The organism is Paraperlucidibaca sp. (assembly GCF_982810325.1).
Map to the genome: position 1 here is coordinate 67,323 of NZ_CEYEMI010000002.1, position 18,297 is coordinate 85,619.

Sequence of the window (18,297 nt, forward strand, 5' to 3'; positions counted from 1 at the left end):
TTTACTGTGGCGCTTGTTTAAAGCGCCACAGCCAAGTAGTTAGCAAGGTCAACACACCTAGGCCAGCCATCAGGCTATACAGCGATAAGCCCAGTACGCCGAGCACCACCATCGCGATCAATGCGCTGCTGACCATAAATAGCGCATTGAGTACGTTGATGCCGGCGATCACTTGCGCGCGTTCATGCTTGGCCGCATCGGTCTGAATTAGCACATATAAAGGCACGATATAAAGGCCCGCACCGAAGCCGACTGCTGTGAGCTGAAATATATGACGCCAGACACCAGACGTTTCCATCCATTGCCGCAGATTTAAGAGCTCACCAACGTAGTGCTGGTTAGGGATGAGCAGGCTTAGCGCCGCCATCATTAGGCCGCCGACCATCACCACTCGACCTGGTGGCAACACTTTCACTAGTGAGTGACAGGCCAATGAGCCAATGCCAATGCCAACCGAAAACAGCACCAATAGAGCCGTTGCCACGCCAGCATCACCACCTAAATAAAGTGCGGTGAATTCGGGCAGCTGCGTTAGCCATAGTGCGCCAAATAACCAAAACCAAGAGATGCCTAAGCTTAGTTGCCAGCGAAAGGCATTGCGCCGCAGCGCGCCTAAGCAGGCCTTGGTGTTACGTACGAGATGATAGTCAGTGCGCTGTTTTGGCTCGATGGCAACACCGATCGGCATATTACGGCTAAAAGCCCAACCAACCACCGCTAGGAAAATCAGGCTGCCACCCAGTACAGCGACATCGGCATCAAACACGGTAACTAATACGCCGCCAAATAAGCTGCCAAGCAAGATCGCCAAAGATGTGGCGGTCTCAACTAAGGCGTTGGCTGGCATTAGAGCATTGGGGGCTAGGCGCTCGGGCAACCATGCATATTTGATTGGGCCAAATAGTGCTGACTGTGAGCCCATGCCAAATAGTGTGATGAGTAGCAGCGGCAATGACTGCAAATAAAATCCAAGAAAAGCCAAGCTCATCAGGCAAATTTCTAGCACTTTAACTTGCTGGGTAAGTTGGGCTTTCTCGAAGCGATCAGCCCATTGCCCAGCGATGCCGGAAAATAGAAAGAACGGCAGAATGAATAGGCCTGCACAGAGGTTGGTGAGTAGGCCAACGGGCAGTTCGCTATAGGTGGCAGTTTGGAAGGTCAGTAATAAAATCAGCGCCTGCTTAAACGCGTTGTCGTTAAAAGCGCCGAAAAACTGAGTACCAAACAATGGCCAAAATTGGCGCTGAGCGAGTACGTGACGTAGCGAGACCATAAGTGAAACTCGTAGCGGAATTTAGCGTCGAGTATGCCCAGACTGAGGCGATAATCGCTATCATGGCGCATTAATTTTTCCATAGGCTGTGGGCATGCGCCGAATTTGGCAAAAAATCATCCTGCTGTTGACCGCGCTGCTAATAACGAGCGCGGCATGGGCAGATGACTGGCGCTTTCAAGTGACGCCAGATAGCTTGCGCGCGGTGGTTGAGCTCGCAGCTGGGCCTTGGTATGAAAAAGGTGAATTGCTTGATGTCATCGACCTCACCAAAAAGAAGCCTGAGCCTTTAACCGCAGCGGCAAAACTAGCGCGCGCCGTGGCTGTGCAAGATGCCATTAATGACACCTTAAAAGCTGTTGGTTATTACGACGCAGAAGTCAGTGTTATGCCTGCAGGCGAGGGCATGGCTGTGATCGTGGCAGCAGGTGAGCCTGTGCTTGTTGATAATATTGAGCTGCAATGGCTGGGTGAAAACGAGCCAGATCGTGGCTTTCGGCCACCTAAGTTTCCTTTGAAAAAAGGCGATGTGCTGAACCAAGCCGCCTATAGCGACTATAAACAATCCGTTGAGAACTTGGCTTTATCTCGTGGCTACTATTCAGGTCATTGGGTCACGCAACGCATTGCGCTGGATTTATTCAGCCGTAAAGCAGACATCAGCTTGGCGTTTGAGCGCGGCCCGCGTTCGCATTTCGGTGAATTGAGCTTTATCGATCAAGATGGCAAACCCTTAGATGCCATAGAGCCAAAGTGGTTGCAGGCATTAACGCCATTTCAAGCGGGCGATCCCATTAGCGCTAAGCAGCTGGTGGCATTGCAAAAAAACTTACTCGATGCACGCTACTTCCAAGATGTCCGCGTTGACTTGCAGGAAGAGAACAGCGCTGGCCTGCGCCCAGTGATAGTTCAGGTCGATGTTCGTGAGCCCAATAAAATGTCCGTTGGTTTAGGTTATGCCACCGATGTTGGCCCGCGTATCAGCGTGAATTGGCAGCGTCCGCGCTTTAACGAAAAAGGCCATGGCATTGAGGCCAGCAGCGAAGTTTCGGTAGTGCGCCAGCAGGCTGATGTGCGCTATCGCATCCCATATAAGCACCCAATTGAAGACACGATTCAGCTTTTAGCGGGCGTCTTGCGCGACGACATTGACGACACCCAAACCACGCAAACAGTAGTAGGTGTACAGCGCGTTATAGCACCTACTAAGGGCTGGCAACGTACGTATGGCTTGCGTCTGAGCGAGGAGCGTTTTCAGCGTGAGAGCGGCGAGTCTGGTGCGCAGGCGCTTTTAGTGCCAAGTGTGAGCTTATCGAAACTTGAAAGTCGAGGCGGGCTTGACCCCATTCGTGGCTTTAATCAGCAATATCAAATTGAAACCGCGAGCAGAGATTTTTTCTCCGATGCAGACTTTCTGTTGCTTCGCGCCAATTGGCGCCACCTCACCACGCTAGCCAAACAGCATATGTTTCTTACGCGCCTAGAGTTAGGCCATATCATCAGTCCAGATTTCAGCAATGTGCCGCCTAGCACTCGCTTTTATGCCGGCGGCGACAGCAGCGTGCGCGGCTATGATTACCGCAGTATTTCGCCGGTGAATGCCGCTGGTGACAGTGTCGGCGGTCAGAATTTGGTGGCGGGCTCGTTTGAATACGCCTGGCGTTGGTTGCCAACGTGGCGACCTGCCGTATTTATCGATGCCGGCAACGCCTATACGGGCTCTTGGCAGCCGCTAAAGTTAGGCGCCGGCGTTGGTTTACGCTGGATTTCCCCTGTTGGACCTGTGCGCTTCGATATTGCCTCGGCTATATCTGAGCCCGGTAAGCCGCTGCGTTTGCACTTAACGCTAGGGGCTGCGCTTTGACCGAGGAGCTAAAGCCAAACACGCTAATCATCAAAGCACGCAGAGTGCTAGCGTTTATACTGGCTTGGCTTTGGCGGCTAAGCAGCACGATTTTGTTTTATGTCGTGTTATTGCTGGTCATCACAGCGGGCATCGTATTTTTTAGCGAGTCAGCACCGCGCTGGATCTGGCAACAGACTCAGTCCATGGTTCCTGATCTTGAGCTCGATGGCCTATCTGGCTCATTGGCGACAGGCCTGAGTGTAGACAGACTCGCATGGCATAACGCCTCAACTGCCGTGCAAGTCGAAAAGCTAGCGCTTGCACTGAGCTATTCGCAGCTACTCGCTGGGCGACTAGTTATCGCCAATGTGCAGGCCGATAGCGTCTCAGCTCAAGCCTTAAAGGCCAGTGAGCCAGAGGTATTTATCCCGCCAACCATCACCTTGCCGCTGCTTTGGGGGCTGTCTAATGCGCATATAAAGCAGCTGCATTGGAGAGCCTTTGAGGCTGAGCCGTTGACGCTCGACGACATTAAGCTATCTGCCAGAGGCCATGGCAGCAGTATTACTATTGATCAGCTGTCTCTTGCCTATAGCGAATGGAAATTACAGCTTCAGGCAGAGCTAGCGCTAGAGCAACAATGGCCTCTTACTGCCTCGGTGACGATTGCCTCTAACACGATGCCAAGCCAGCGCATCAGCTTAGCAGGTGATTTGTCGGCCTTGCGCGCGAAGCTGCGTGGTCCTGCAAAATACCCCGTTGCGCTTGATGCGACCGTCAATGCCTTATTGCCGACCTTGCCATTTCGGGGCCGTATTTCGTGGCCACAATGGCAGCCGCCTGGGCAAGACGATTGGCACTTAGCACCAGGCGCGATGACATTTGCCGGCAGCACTGAGCAAGGCGAGTTGGCCTTAGACTTGCGCGCCAACTTACTAAAAAGCTCAAGCCTAGAATGGCCTAAAAATGTCCCCAGAACTGCGCATTTGGCGGGGCCATTGCGCTGGCAAAGCCCTGAAAGCAGCCTCAAGGCCAGCATCGACTGGCGGGGCAAGCTGGGCAAAGAGCCGTGGACTATCGTCGCTCAATTTGATCAGGCTAAAACAGCGCAAACACTGGTTAATATGCGCTTAGCAAATGCATTGATCAGCGCCAAAGGCTGGCCTGATAGCGGCCTAATGGCAAGCATCCATGTGCCGCGCTTGCAGCGCTTTCAAACTCAGATCGCCGGCGCACTAACCGCAGATGCGCAGTGGCGGGGTGCTTGGCCAGACGGTCAGGGCAAAGCTAACATCTTGCTGAAGCATTTGGCTCAGTACAGCGCCGACAAAGTCGCACAGCCTTTGCTCAATCAGGCCAAGATTAAGCTCGATGGCCGTGTTGAGAAGCATAATTTAAGTCTCGATATACTCGCTGACCAAGGCACTTTGTCATTGCAGGCAGCGGGCGGTTTGGCATTAAAAACGTTAGTTTGGGAAGGTCAGCTCAAGCAGGCCAAGCTGGCGCCAAAACAAAGCCGTTGGCAGCTCAATAAGCCCGTGGCGTTATCGCTTTCTGCTAAGCACAGCCATCTAGAACAGGCTTGCTGGAAGCAGATAGATCCAGCTTTTAGCGCATGGTTTGTTTGCGTTAAAGCCGACCTAGACCCTAAGCAATGGCTGGCAAATCTTGCTGTGCAAGCACCTAAAGGTGGTGGCTTAACGGCGAGTTTCCGGCGTAACCCTACGCTTGCTGAGCCGCCACTAGACGCTGACATAAAATGGCAGGATATAAACCTCGCCGAGCTGCCGATGGCTCTGCCCGAGGGCTTGGCTTTTGCTGGCCGCAGCGATGGCGAGATCCGCGCTTCTGGCACGCTCGATAAGCCCGTACTCACAGGGCAATGGTCGCTTGGCGCCAATTTATCATGGCCGCGTTATGGGCTTGAATGGCCTGAACTCGTCGTTGATGGCCGCCTAGCGGGGCAGCGTGCGACCTGGACGGCCAACGTAAAAGACAGCAGCAATGGCCAACTAGCCATCACAGGCGAGGCCACTTGGCAGCCCGATATTCGCGTAAAAACACAAATTAGCGGCGGAGCCATGGCTTTTGCCTATGCCCCATGGGTGCAAGGCAAAGTGTCGCCAGCGCTTGATATTGCCTGGCTAGATGAGCAACTGACGATCAATGGTGAGGTCGTCGTTAATAAAGCCGATATCACATTAAAATCGCTAGCTGCAGGCGCGCCAAAGCCATCGAGTGATGTGGTTATTGTGCGCAACCGCAGTGGTCGCGAAATTGCCCTAAGCGACACACCCAATGGCCTGCCGCTTAATTTGCGTGTTCGCGTTGTGTTGGGCGAAGGCATCACGCTCACCGGTTATGGTCTTGACGCAGGTCTGCGTGGCCAGCTACTACTCACGCAAACGCCAAATACCGCGCTGGCAGCAAATGGTGAAATCAGCTTAAAGCCCGATGCTAAATTTGCCGCTTATGGCCAGCGATTAACCATAGAGCAAGGCCGCTTACTCTTTGCCGGCCCGTTAACAACACCAGATATCCGGCTTACGGCCTCGCGCGAAATCGACGGCATAAAAGTTGGCGTTAATGTTATCGGTCAAGCCCCGAAACCAGCGATAACACTCACCAGTGATAGCCCGATGTCGCAAGACGAGATTTTGTCCTACTTGGTGTTAGGGCGTTCATTGGGCAATAAACAAGAAACTAGTGCCGCTGACAAACAAGCTTTGGCCCTTAGTGCAGCGCTAAATTTAACCGGGAAAACAGGTGCTATCGGCATGCTCGGCGAACGCTTAGGCCTTAGTGATTTGACCATTGGTACGCAAGGCGACTCAGACTCCACCGAGGTAGCGGTATCTGGGCGCTTAAGTGAAAAAGTGTGGCTGAGCATTGGCCGCGGCGTGTTTCAGCCGTCACAGTCGGTGACCGTGCGCTATCAAATCAATCGTCGGCTCTCGCTTGAGGCCTTAAGTGCGCTCGAATCGGCAATTACCTTGTTTTATAGCTGGCGCTTTTAGCGCTACACTAGCGCGCTAATTTTCAGCCTTTGTGAGTCTGCACCGCGTCGTTTTACGTCGTGCAATCAGGAGTTTTCATGCCGGTTATTACTTTGCCCGATGGCTCGCAGCGCGAGTTTGAGCAGCCCGTTAGTGTCATGGATGTGGCCGCAAGCATTGGCCCGGGCTTGGCGAAAGTCACTATCGCCGGCCGCCTACTCAACGCCGAGGGCGAGGCGCGTCTAATTGATGCCTGCGACCTCATTAGCGACGATACACAGCTGCAAATCATCACGCCGAAAGATGATGCTGGCATCGAAATTATCCGCCACTCCTGCGCACACTTGGTTGGTCATGCCGTTAAGCAGCTATTTCCAACGGCGAAGATGGTTATCGGCCCGGTTATCGCTGAGGGCTTTTACTACGACATCGCCTATGAGCGTCCCTTCACGCCCGATGATATGGCGGCGATTGAAGCGCGCATGAAAGTGCTGATCGCTACCGACTATGACGTGATCAAAAAAATGACGCCGCGTGCGGAAGTCATTGAGCTGTTTAAGGCGCGTGGCGAGGAATACAAGCTACGCCTGATCGACGATATGCCCGATGAGCAGGCCATGGGTCTGTATTTTCACGAGGAATACGTCGATATGTGTCGTGGCCCACACGTGCCTAATACACGGTTTTTGAAAGTATTTAAACTTACCAAATTGAGCGGCGCTTACTGGCGTGGTGATGCCAATAACGAACAGCTGCAACGCGTTTATGGCACCGCATGGGCCGATAAAAAGCAGCTCGCCGCTTATATTCAACGCATTGAAGAGGCAGAAAAGCGCGACCATCGCAAAATCGGCCGCGCACTAAATCTGTTCCACTTGCAGGAAGAAGCGCCAGGCATGGTGTTTTGGCACCCGCACGGATGGACGATTTATCAGGAAGTTGAGCAGTACATGCGCCGCATTCAGCGCGATGCCGGCTATGTTGAAGTGCGTACGCCGCAAGTCGTTGATCGTGTGCTCTGGGAAAAGTCAGGACACTGGGGCAACTACGCCGAAAACATGTTTACGACGCAGTCGGAAAGTCGTGACTACGCGGTGAAGCCGATGAACTGCCCATGCCACGTGCAAGTGTTTAACCAAGGCCTGAAGTCATATCGCGATTTACCACTACGTATGGCCGAGTTCGGTGCCTGCCATCGCAATGAGCCATCGGGCGCACTGCACGGCATCATGCGTGTGCGCGGCTTTACACAAGATGACGCGCATATTTTCTGTACCGAGGCTCAAGTGCGCCAAGAAGCCGCCGACTTTATTCGCCTTACGCTCAAGGTCTACGCTGACTTTGGCTTTGACGATGTCACCTTGAAGCTGTCCACGCGCCCTGCAAAACGCATTGGCAGCGATGAGCAATGGGATAGCGCCGAAAAAGCCTTGGCCGATGCCCTCGATGAATCAGGTTTAAGCTGGTCGTACTTGCCAGGCGAGGGCGCATTTTATGGTCCAAAAATCGAATTTACGCTGCATGATTGCTTGGGCCGTGCCTGGCAATGCGGTACCTTGCAATACGATCCAAACTTGCCTGAACGTCTCGATGCCAGCTTTATTGCTGAAGACAGCACACGCCAACGCCCGATCATGTTGCACCGTGCTATCTTGGGTTCGTTCGAGCGCTTTATCGGCATGTTGCTGGAAAACTACGCCGGCATCTTGCCAACGTGGTTGTCGCCAGTACAAGTCTGCGTGATGAATATCACCGATAAACAAGCTCCATATGTCGCTGATATTGAAAAATCGTTGAAATCTCAGGGGTTTCGCGCCATTAGCGACTTGAGAAATGAGAAGGTTGGCTATAAAATCCGCGAGCGTACGCTTCAGCGCGTTCCGTATATGCTAGTGATTGGCGATCGGGAAGCCGAGCAAGGCTTGGTGGCTGTGCGTACTCGTCAAGGTGAAGATCTTGGCACTATGCCGTTGAGCGCGTTCATTGAGCGTTTGCAAACGGATATCACCCAGAAGGGTCAATTAACGGAGAATGAACATTAAGCCAGATAATAAGTCGGGTCGTGACAGCAAGCGCGCGACCATTAACGGGGACATCACGCACCGTGAAGTGCGTCTGATTAACCAAGATGGTGAGCAAGTCGGGATTGTAGGTATTCGTGAGGCTATTGCCGCTGCTGAAGCAGTTGCACTGGATCTTGTTGAAATCGTGGCCGATGCTGAGCCGCCCGTCTGTCGCATCATGGACTATGGCAAGTTCGTTTTCGAAAAAAGGCAGCAGGCCAAAGAAGCTAAGAAGAAGCAGCACCAGATGCAGATCAAAGAGATCAAATTGCGTCCTGGTACTGAAGAGGCCGACTATCAAGTCAAGCTGCGCAACATCGTTCGCTTTTTAGAAGATGGCGATAAGTGCAAGATTACATTGCGTTTTCGCGGACGCGAAATGGCGCACCAAGAGCTGGGCTTAAAACAGCTGCAAAGAATCGAGGTCGATCTGGCCGAGATCGGGGTTGTGGAACAACACCCGAAAATAGAGGGACGTCTGATGGGCATGCTCATCGGTCCTAAGAAAAAGAAGTAAGTTGGCAGGACGCTAATTTATTACTTACCCCCAAGTCAGTCGGGCTCAGTCTGCGGACCGTTCGATAAAGGCTGAAAGGGTCACTAACGAGGTAGACATAATGTCTGGAAAGATCAAGACCAAACGAGCCGCTGCAAAGCGCTTCGTACAAACGGCGAATGGCTTCAAGCGCAAGCAAGCTTACAAGCGCCACATTCTCACCAAGAAATCGGCGAAGCGTATTCGTCAGCTACGCCCCATGACACAGGTTGCTGCCTGTGACGTGCCAAGCGTGCTGCGCATGCTGCCTAACTGCTGATCTGACGGAGGATAAAATATGGCTCGTGTAAAACGCGGCGTTGTCGCCCATCGTCGTCACAAAAAAATTCTCGATCGTGCCAAGGGTTACTATGGTGCTCGTTCGCGCGTCTATCGCGTAGCATTCCAGGCGGTTATCAAAGCCGGCCAGTATGCTTACCGTGACCGTCGCCAGAAAAAGCGCCAGTTCCGTGCCCTTTGGATTGCTCGTATCAACGCGGCTTCGCGTTTGAACGGTCTGTCCTACAGCCGTTTGATCAACGGTCTGAAAAAAGCGTCCATCGAAATCGACCGTCGTGTATTGGCAGATATTGCTATGCATGATGCTGCCGCTTTCGCTGCGATTGCTGAAAAGGCCAAGGCCAGCCTCGCTGCCTGATCGATCGGTTATTTGCACGCTTTAAGTGTGCCGATAACCAACCGCGCTGGCGTGCTAGCGCGGTATAAAGGGGGAAGGGCCGCTGCGGTTCTTCCCCTTTTTTATTGACCTGTCTTGCTGCAACTTGCGCAGACACCCATCTTGAATATTGGTTGAATGCTGGCTATTGAAGGCTGGTTTTTAAATGAGATGAAAGCCTATGAGTGATTTGCAGGCATTAGTCAGCGCCGCTAGCGCTGCCGTCGCCGCTGCCCATGATGTAGCTAGCGTTGAGCTGTTACGCGTGGAGTATCTAGGTAAAAAAAGTGTGCTGAGTGAGCAATCACGCCGCTTAGGCGGAATGGATGCTGATGCTCGCCGGACATTTGGCGCTGAGCTAAATGCCGTGCGCGAAGCCGTGACTGAAGCCATCAGCTCGCGTAAAGCCACACTAGAAGCTCAGGCTTTGAGCGATAAGCTGAGCCGCGAACAAATCGATGTCACTTTGCCCGGCCGTGGTGAGCAAGCGGGTGGTTTGCACCCCGTGACCCGCGTAATGGAGCGCATTGAGGACTTCTTCACACAAGCAGGCTTTCAAATTGCTGATGGCCCAGAAGTAGAAGATGATTTCCATAACTTCGAAGCGCTAAATATCCCTTCGCATCACCCAGCGCGCGCCATGCACGACACTTTCTATTTCGATGCCAATCGCCTGCTGCGCACGCACACTTCACCCGTGCAAGTGCGCGTCATGGAGTCACAGCAACCGCCAATTCGTATTGTTTGCCCTGGCCGAGTTTATCGCTGCGATTCTGACTTAACGCACTCGCCAATGTTCCATCAGGTCGAAGGCTTGTTGATCGATGAGAATGTCAGCTTTGCTAATCTCAAAGGCATTATTTCTGAGTTCTTGCAGGTGTTTTTCGAGCAAGAGCTGAAAGTACGTTTTCGCCCCTCGTATTTCCCCTTTACCGAGCCTTCGGCTGAAGTCGATATTGCCTGCGTAATGTGTGCTGGTAAGGGCTGCCGTGTTTGTAAACAGACCGGTTGGTTGGAAGTCTTGGGTTGCGGCATGGTGCATCCACAAGTGCTAAGCAATTGCGGCATTGACCCTGAAAAATTCCAAGGCTTTGCCTTTGGCATGGGCGTTGAGCGTTTTGCTATGCTCCGCTATGGCGTCAATGACCTGCGCCTATTTTTCGATAATGACGTTCGTTTCTTGCGTCAATTCTCTTAAATATCAATTATTTATAAGGCGTGTTTGAAGCACGCTTTGCGAGTTAACTATGCAATTTAGTGAACAACGCCTGCGTCGTTTAGCCAGCCCAGCGGTCAACACCGCCGATCTTGCGCATCAGCTCACCATGGCCGGTCTTGAAGTCGATGCTATTGAGTCGATGGCTCCTGCTTTTACTGGCGTAGTTGTTGGCCGAGTGGTCAGCACTGAGCCGCATCCCGATGCCGACAAGCTGCGCGTGGCCATGGTCGATATTGCCCAGCCCGAGCTGCTGCAAATCGTTTGCGGTGCTGCCAATGTGCGTGCCGATATTCGTGTGCCGGTGGCCACGATTGGCGCGGTTTTGCCTGGCGATTTTCGCATCAAGGCCGCTAAGTTGCGTGGTGTTGCCTCTAGCGGCATGCTCTGCGCCGAACAAGAGCTTGGTCTAGCTGAGCAATCAGATGGCCTCTGGGAGCTGCCTCTCGATGCGCCCATTGGTGCCGATATTCGCGAGTATTTAGCCCTAGATGATCAGCTCATCACTTTAGGTTTAACGCCTAATCGCGGTGACTGCTTGAGTTTAAGAGGCTTGGCGCGCGAGGCGGCAGCGGTTTTTGATTTAGATATTCAGTTGTCATTGCCATCAGCGATGACTGCAACTACTGAACATCAACGCGACATTGTTATTGAAGATACGAGTGCTTGCCCGCGCTATGTTGGCCGTGTAATTCGCGGCTTGCGCCAAGCATCAAGCCCAGCATGGTTAGTTGATGGCCTGCGCCGCTATGGTGTGCGCAGCGTCAGCCCATTGGTCGATATCACGCAATGGGTCATGCTTGAGCTCGGCCAGCCCATGCACGCCTTCGATGAGCAAAAGCTTAATGGCATCGTGCGCGTGCGCCGTGCCAACGCAGCTGAAGCGCTGACTTTACTCGATGGCCAAGTGCTGAGCCTGCGCGAGAGCAGCTTAGTTATTGCCGATGATCATGGCGCGATTGCGCTAGCTGGCGTTATGGGTGGGCAGGGCAGCGCAGTGTCTGACACAACCGTTGATGTATTTTTAGAAGCAGCACACTTCGATCCGCTCGCCTTAGCCGGTGAGGCGCGCCGTTATGGCCTGCACACTGACGCTTCGCACCGCTTCGAGCGTGGTGTCGATGCAGAATTGCCACGTCATGCCATTGAGTTGGCTACGGCGCTGATTATCGAAGTACTGGGCGGCGAAACTGGCCCTGTGTTGGAAATGACTAACGCTAAGCATTTGCCACAACGGCTAGCCATAAATTTACGACGCCAACGCATCACTCGCGTTCTCGGCTTTAGTATTGATGATGCGCGTGTGATCGCCTTGCTCAAGCGCTTAGGTATGCAGATTGAGGCATCTAACGATGGTTGGTTGGTTACTCCACCGAGCCATCGCTTCGATATCAGCATTGAAGTTGATCTGATTGAAGAGTTGGCCCGCCTGACTGGTTACAACAATATTCCCGTTACGCCTGCGCTCGCCGCTATCAAGTTAGCGCCGCGCACAGAGTCAGCGCAAAGCCTGCGTCGTCTAAAACGTGCCTTGGTCGATATGGGCTATCAAGAAGCCATTACTTTTAGCTTTACCGAAGCTTCAGTGCAGCAAGCCTTTACCCCAAATTTGACGCCGCTGACCTTAGCTAATCCGTTGTCGCAAGAGCTTGCGAGCATGCGCACCAGCTTGCTCCCGGGCCTGCTGATGGCTGTTCGTCATAACCAAAGCCGCCAGCAAAGTCGTATTCGCCTATTTGAAGCAGGCATGCGTTTCCTGCCTAAGGCCGATGGCTTGGTGCAAGAGCCGATGCTTGCTGGCGTACTGGTGGGTTCAGCTTTGCCGATGCTCTGGAGTAACACGAAGACTAATGTCGACTTCTATGATCTAAAAGGAAATATTGAGCACTTGCTGAGTGTCGCTAGAGTCGCTACGCTGCGATTTGTGTCGGCGCAACGTGACGGTTTTCATCCCGGCCAATGTGCTGAGATATACGAAGGCGATACCTGTTTAGGTGTGCTTGGCGCAATCCATCCCAGCACATTAGCGGCTTTCGATGTTGATGGCCCTGTGTTTGCATTTGAGTTGTCACAGCAACTATTAGCTTTAGGTAGTCTGCCGGGCTTTACGCCGCTATCGCGCTTTCCGCAGATGCAGCGTGATCTGGCCTTGCTAGTGCCATTGGCTGCGAATGCAGACGCTGTTATTAGCAGCATTAGGCAGCACGCAGGTGCCGATCTGCAGCGAGTAGATTTGTTTGATGTGTATCGCGGGGCTGGTTTGCCTGAGGGCTATTACAGCTTGGCGATTACTGTCATTTGGCAGCATGCTGAGCGTACCTTATTAGATGCCGAGGTGCAGAGTAGTGTGGATAATGTGCTAACGGCATTGGCTGATTTAGCCGTGCGCTTACGCTAAGCGATAAAATCGTTCAGGAGAGACGTCGATGGGTGCCTTAACTAAAGCCGATATGGTTGATCGCTTGTTCGACGAGCTCGGCCTGAATAAACGTGAAGCCAAAGAATTGGTTGAACAGTTTTTTGAAGAGGTCAGCCAAGCACTGGTCGATGGCCAGTTTGTGAAGCTCTCAGGGTTTGGCAATTTTGAGTTGCGCGATAAGCGTCAACGCCCTGGTCGTAACCCAAAAACTGGCGAGGAGATTCCTATTTCGGCTCGTCGTGTGGTGACCTTTAGACCGGGCCAGAAACTCAAGCAGCGAGTAGATGAGCATGTCCATCACAGCGACTGATTCTGCGCTGCCGGAAATCCCTAATAAGCGTTACTTGACCATTGGTGAGGTAAGCGAACTCTGTGATGTGAAGTGCCACGTCCTGCGTTATTGGGAGCAAGAGTTTCCTTCACTTAAACCAGTGAAACGACGCGGTAATCGCCGCTATTATCAGCGCGAAGATGTGCAGTTGATTCGCCGTATTCGCGAGCTATTGTATTTTCAGGGCTACACCATCCAAGGTGCGCGTGCTCAGCTGCAAGAGCTTAAGCAAGGTGTAGCTCCAAGTAATCATGCAAAAGTGGCAGGTGAGGCTTTAGCAGCACCAGTCATCGCTGCCGGATCGCAGTCCCTACAACAGGCGATTGATGAAATGCTGAACGATTTAGAGCAAATTGCTCAATTGTTGAGCCAAGACGCTTAAGCCAGGCTAGACATCGAAAACAATTTCAGTATGATGCGTGCTTCGTCGGGGCGTAGCGCAGCCTGGTAGCGCACTTCGCTGGGGGTGAAGTGGTCGCAGGTTCAAATCCTGCCGTCCCGACCATACAAAAGTTTCTAAACCGTTGAGGCTCCTTGCTTCAGCGGTTTTTTTTGGTCTAGTGAAAATAATTAGGCATATTTTTCATCTATTTTTTGGCAATTCAGCACAAGCGCATCTATACCTTGGAGTGTACCCAAACAGTCCAAGGAGGACGCCCCATGACACTCACCACACTAACAAAGGCTTTATCGGCGGCTGCCATCGTCATGGCATGCAGTTTTTCACCTTTTGTGGCCGCAGCACAAGCCACAGCTGTGGCGAAAACCAATGCTGCAGCGACAGCGCCAGCAGCGACAAAGTCGAAAGCTGGCTCATTGAATTTAAATAGCGCGAATGCCGCAGAGCTAACGGATAAATTAGTCGGCGTTGGCCCGAAAAAAGCGGAAGCTATTGTTGCTTGGCGTAAGGCGAATGGTGGTTTTAAAAATCCAGCACAGCTCATGGAAGTGAAAGGTATCGGCCCATCGCTGTACGAGCGAAATAAAGCAATTTTATCTATTCGCTAATATTTTTTGTCAGACAAAAGACGGGCAAGTGCATTTTATCGACCGATGAAATGCACTTGCTCAAAAAGCCCTGTTTATTTTCAGCGATAGTGGCCTATATATTATATGTTTCAACGTTGACAAATATAAATCATTGATAAGTAAGTGAAATTATACTTTGATCAAAAAATGATCAATCTGTGTAGGTTTAGGTAATTGCTGCAGCCTCTGCGTGCATAGAGAGGATATCAACAGACTTATCCACAGTTTCTGTGGAAAAGTCACCAAGGCCGCGTGCTGTGCGGCTATCGACAAAGTGGCCGAAGATTTACTGAATTTTTACGCTGTGGAGGCTATGCTGCGATGACATATTTTTCATGTCTTAAGTAGACATGCGTTAAGCAGGAGCGCTCGTTTGCTCAATCGTTTGTGGCTCAGTTTTTTTCTCATCACAGTGCTCTGTGTTGCTTATCAGTCAATTTTCGCTAATGACTTAGAAATCAGTACGCGTGTGGTCATGGCGTGGTTCGACGCCGCACGAGTCAGTGTCGATATCAGCATTGGCCTTATTGGCTTAATGACGCTATGGCTTGGGCTGTTTAAAGTTGCTGAACATGCTGGCCTAATTGCTGTGCTTGGTCGTGGCTTAAGCCCATTGTTTGCGCGCCTAATGCCGGAGGTACCAAAAGGTCATCCAGCTTTAGGCGCGATGACCATGAACTTGTCTGCCAATGTGCTGGGTCTTGATAACGCCGCTACGCCATTGGGCTTAAAAGCCATGCATGAGCTGCAAACGCTAAACCCTGAGCCCGAGCGTGCAACCAAGGCACAGGCCTTGTTTCTGGTGATCAATGCCTCATCGGTGACCTTGATCCCAGTCACCGTATTTCTATTTCGTGCACAGCAGGGCGCCGCCGATCCAGCCAGCGTATTTTTACCAATTTTAATGGCCACCAGTATGTCGACGCTGGTTGGTGTCTCGGCCTATTGCTTAAGCCAGCGCATTGGCCTGTTTAATCGCGTGGTATTAGCTTATGCCGCAGGCTTTGCCTTGGCACTCGCTGGCCTAATTACCTGGGTGTCGCAATGGGCTCCTGCCGATATGGGGCGAAACTCAGGTGCTTTAGGTAACGGCTTATTGATAGCACTCATCGTGATGTTTTTAGGCTGGGGCTATTGGCGTAAACAACCCGTCTATGATCAGTTTATCGATGGCGCGAAAGAGGGCTTTCAAACTGCTATCGGCCTAATTCCATACTTGTTAGCAATGCTGGTGGCCATTGCTGGCCTAAGGGCGAGCGGAGCCTTAGAGGCGGCCTTGGCTGGCTTTGCATGGTTGGCTGTTCAGCTTGGCATGGCGACTGATTTTATCCCAGCACTAACAACCGCACTGATCAAGCCATTATCGGGCAGTGGTGCGCGCGCCATGATGCTCGAGACCATGCAGACCTACGGGGTTGATAGCTTTCCCGCACTAGTCGCGGCTACGGTGCAAGGCTCAAGCGAAACCACCTTCTATGTGGTGGCGGTGTATTACGGCGTCGTCGGCATTAAGCGTGATCGCGGGGCTTTAGCGTGTGGCCTGCTCGCCGACCTTGCTGGCGTGGTCACGGCTATCTATGCCTGTTATCTGTTTTTCCCGCCGAACTGAGTGTTTTCTGTCTCGCGTCAGCGAGGCCGCGCTGCTACCATCGAGCCGATTTTTAGCTTAAGCGGGAATGACTATGCGTCGCGTCGTATTTAATCAAAAAGGTGGTGTTGGCAAATCGAGCATCACCGTAAACCTCGCGGCAATCAGCGCTCAGCGAGGCTTAAAGACGCTGATTATTGATTTAGATCCACAATGCAACGCGAGCCAATACCTGCTTGGTGAGGCCGCAGAGTTTAGCCGCGACAAGCCAGAGCTCTCGCCAAATATTGGTCAATTTTTCGCGCAATCCTTAGCGTTTCGCGCCAAAGAAAAACCGCTGTCCGAATTCGTTCACGCCACTAATTACAGCAAGCTGTTTTTGATTCCATCGAATCCTGAACTGCGTGAAATTGAGCATTTGCTAGAAAGTAAGCACAAGATTTATAAGCTTGCCGCCGCATTGAAAGAGCTTTCTGATAATTACGACGCGATTTATATCGATACACCGCCAGCGTTTAACTTCTACACCTTATCGGCCTTGATAGCCGCTGAGCGCTGCTTGATCCCATTCGACTGCGATGCCTTTTCGCGGCGCGCGCTCTACACCTTGCTGGAAAATGTCGATGAAACCTGCAAAGACCACAACCCGGACTTAAAGGTTGAGGGCATCATCATTAACCAATTTCAGCCACGGGCCGCTTTGCCTAGACAATTAGTCAGTGAATTAAAAGCAGAGGGCTTGCCGATTTTAGATCCGCCATTATCAGCCTCAGTGATCATGCGTGAATCCCATCAGCGCTGCTCGCCACTGATCAGCTGCGCGCCTAAGCATAAGCTCACGGGCGAGTTCGAAGCCTTATTTGATCAGATTAACGCCAGCTAGTTAGCACTAGCGGCGTTTAACGCTTTGAAATAGGCCAAGGTATCGAGTCGCGCAAGGGCATGATCGACAATGGGCTTAGGATATTTCAAACGCACATCCACACCTTTAGCGTGCGGCTCATGTATGCGTTTAGCGTCGAGATGAGCCAGTTCAGGCACAAAACGGCGAATAAACTCACCATCGGGGTCGCATTTTTTGCTCTGCAGAAATGGGTTAAAAATACGGAAGTAGGGCGCGGCATCATTGCCAGTAGAGGCGCTCCATTGCCAACCGCCATTATTAGCCGATAAATCACCATCGATCAGGTGCTGCATGAAGTAGCGCTCGCCTAAGCGCCAGTCGATAAACAAATCCTTCGTCAAAAACATCGCTGTGATCATGCGCAGGCGATTGTGCATCCAGCCAGTTTCGTTGAGTTGGCGCATGGCGGCATCGACGATAGGAAAGCCTGTGCGGCCTTCACACCACGCCTGAAAATTCGCTTCGTTATGCGACCACGGCAGTTTATCCGTTTCGCGCTTAAAGGCTTGGTGGCGGCATACGTGAGGAAAGCCGAGCAAAATATGCTTATAAAAATCACGCCAGCACAGTTCACTAATCCAAGTATCCAAACCTTGCTGCCCAGCATGATGATGTTTGTGCTGTTCGGCGCGATATAGGCATTGCCTTGCGGAAATAACGCCAGCGGCTAAATACGGCGATAAAGTGCTGGTGCCATTGATTGCAGGAAGGTCGCGACGTTCGTGATAGCGGCCGCCATCTTCTTCAATGAATTGCGCCAAACGCGCATGCGCCTCAGCCTCGCCGACCGGCCATAGCGTTTGCACTAAGTCATCGGCAATAGGCACGGTAATGCCCGGTGCACGCACAGAGAGTTGGCTAAAAGCCACGGCACAGGCTGTGCGCTTTTCTGGCACTGGCAGCAAACGCACTGGATGCTCAGCTAATTGCATCAACCAATTGCGCTTGAATGGTGTAAATACCGTGTAAACGCGGCCATCGCCAGTAAACACACGGCCTGGCGCAATAATGCAGCTGTCATGAAACCATTGCGCCTCAATGCCAAGCTCGCTCAAGCCATCTCTAATAGCGTTATCGCGGGCGCGCTCATTAATTTCGTAAGCCTCATGCGCAAATACGCTGCTCACCTTCTGGGTTTGGCACCAGTCCAGCAGCTTGGGCACGAGCGATGAGTAGTCGTCCGCTGCTAAAACTACTAAGGCGATGTTTAGCTCAGCTAAGTCAGTCACCAGACTTTGTAGCTGACGCCATTCAAAGTCGATACGAACTGCGGCGACATCGTGCTGCTGCCACTGCTCCGGCGTATAGGCATAGAGCGCAGTAACCTGTGCCGTTGGATCGGCACAGGCGGCGTGAAGAGCTGGATGATCGGCTACGCGTAAATCATTACGCAAGCAGACAAGATGATGCGGAACGCTCAT

15 protein-coding genes and 1 tRNA gene are annotated in these 18,297 nt (G+C 52.1%); 14 read left to right on the forward strand and 2 right to left on the reverse strand.

Annotated features, from left to right (window positions below; all coding sequences use genetic code 11):
* Position 1: 1 nt before the first annotated feature.
* On the reverse strand, positions 2-1,273 hold the full coding sequence (locus tag AC3DKE_RS01785; protein WP_340674640.1) for an MFS transporter: 1,272 nt from the start codon (positions 1,271-1,273) through the stop codon (positions 2-4).
* 94 nt (positions 1,274-1,367) lie between these two features.
* Here AC3DKE_RS01785 and AC3DKE_RS01790 point away from each other — a divergent pair, with 94 nt between their 5' ends.
* From AC3DKE_RS01790 to AC3DKE_RS01855, 14 genes are all read left to right on the forward strand, one after another.
* A complete protein-coding gene (locus AC3DKE_RS01790) occupies positions 1,368-3,137 on the forward strand; it encodes an autotransporter assembly complex protein TamA (protein ID WP_484216645.1) in 1,770 nt (589 codons plus the stop codon).
* Positions 3,134-6,136 carry a translocation/assembly module TamB domain-containing protein gene (locus tag AC3DKE_RS01795; RefSeq protein WP_487989885.1) on the forward strand — a complete coding sequence of 1,001 codons (3,003 nt, stop codon included), beginning with the start codon at positions 3,134-3,136 and terminating at the stop codon, positions 6,134-6,136. Before AC3DKE_RS01790 ends, AC3DKE_RS01795 begins: the two co-directional genes overlap by 4 nt.
* 77 nt (positions 6,137-6,213) lie before the next feature.
* Complete coding sequence (gene thrS, locus AC3DKE_RS01800; protein WP_487989887.1) at positions 6,214-8,157, forward strand: threonine--tRNA ligase; 1,944 nt, start codon at positions 6,214-6,216, stop codon at positions 8,155-8,157.
* Complete coding sequence (infC, locus tag AC3DKE_RS01805) at positions 8,147-8,695, forward strand: translation initiation factor IF-3 (RefSeq protein WP_340674644.1); 549 nt, start codon at positions 8,147-8,149, stop codon at positions 8,693-8,695. Before thrS ends, infC begins: the two co-directional genes overlap by 11 nt.
* Positions 8,696-8,795: 100 nt before the next feature.
* The gene (gene rpmI, locus AC3DKE_RS01810) at positions 8,796-8,993 is read left to right on the forward strand and encodes a 50S ribosomal protein L35 (protein ID WP_340674645.1); all 198 of its coding nucleotides are present in this window, start codon (positions 8,796-8,798) and stop codon (positions 8,991-8,993) included.
* A gap of 18 nt (positions 8,994-9,011) precedes the next feature.
* Positions 9,012-9,371 (forward strand): 50S ribosomal protein L20, encoded by a 360-nt coding sequence (gene rplT / locus AC3DKE_RS01815; RefSeq protein ID WP_340674646.1) that lies wholly within the window; start codon positions 9,012-9,014, stop codon positions 9,369-9,371.
* A gap of 199 nt (positions 9,372-9,570) precedes the next feature.
* Positions 9,571-10,587: a phenylalanine--tRNA ligase subunit alpha gene (gene pheS / locus AC3DKE_RS01820; RefSeq protein ID WP_340674647.1), complete on the forward strand. Its 1,017-nt coding sequence runs from the start codon at positions 9,571-9,573 to the stop codon at positions 10,585-10,587.
* Between the two features lie 49 nt (positions 10,588-10,636).
* Positions 10,637-13,003, forward strand: a complete 2,367-nt coding sequence (gene pheT / locus AC3DKE_RS01825) for a phenylalanine--tRNA ligase subunit beta (protein ID WP_487989889.1) — start codon at positions 10,637-10,639, stop codon at positions 13,001-13,003.
* A 28-nt stretch (positions 13,004-13,031) separates the two neighbouring features.
* Positions 13,032-13,334, forward strand: coding sequence for an integration host factor subunit alpha (ihfA, locus tag AC3DKE_RS01830; protein WP_340674649.1), 303 nt, complete (start codon positions 13,032-13,034; stop codon positions 13,332-13,334).
* Positions 13,309-13,737 (forward strand): MerR family transcriptional regulator, encoded by a 429-nt coding sequence (locus AC3DKE_RS01835; RefSeq protein ID WP_449304925.1) that lies wholly within the window; start codon positions 13,309-13,311, stop codon positions 13,735-13,737. Before ihfA ends, AC3DKE_RS01835 begins: the two co-directional genes overlap by 26 nt.
* 46 nt (positions 13,738-13,783) lie before the next feature.
* A tRNA-Pro gene (locus AC3DKE_RS01840) sits at positions 13,784-13,860 on the forward strand.
* A gap of 155 nt (positions 13,861-14,015) precedes the next feature.
* A complete protein-coding gene (locus tag AC3DKE_RS01845; RefSeq protein ID WP_487989891.1) occupies positions 14,016-14,363 on the forward strand; it encodes a ComEA family DNA-binding protein in 348 nt (115 codons plus the stop codon).
* A gap of 394 nt (positions 14,364-14,757) precedes the next feature.
* A complete protein-coding gene (locus tag AC3DKE_RS01850) occupies positions 14,758-15,993 on the forward strand; it encodes a nucleoside recognition domain-containing protein (RefSeq protein WP_340674651.1) in 1,236 nt (411 codons plus the stop codon).
* Between the two features lie 73 nt (positions 15,994-16,066).
* Positions 16,067-16,855, forward strand: coding sequence for a ParA family protein (locus AC3DKE_RS01855; protein WP_340674652.1), 789 nt, complete (start codon positions 16,067-16,069; stop codon positions 16,853-16,855).
* Here AC3DKE_RS01855 and phrB read toward each other — a convergent pair.
* Positions 16,852-18,297, reverse strand: coding sequence for a deoxyribodipyrimidine photo-lyase (gene phrB / locus AC3DKE_RS01860; RefSeq protein ID WP_487989894.1), 1,446 nt, complete (start codon positions 18,295-18,297; stop codon positions 16,852-16,854). The two genes, AC3DKE_RS01855 and phrB, sit on opposite strands and share 4 nt — an antisense overlap.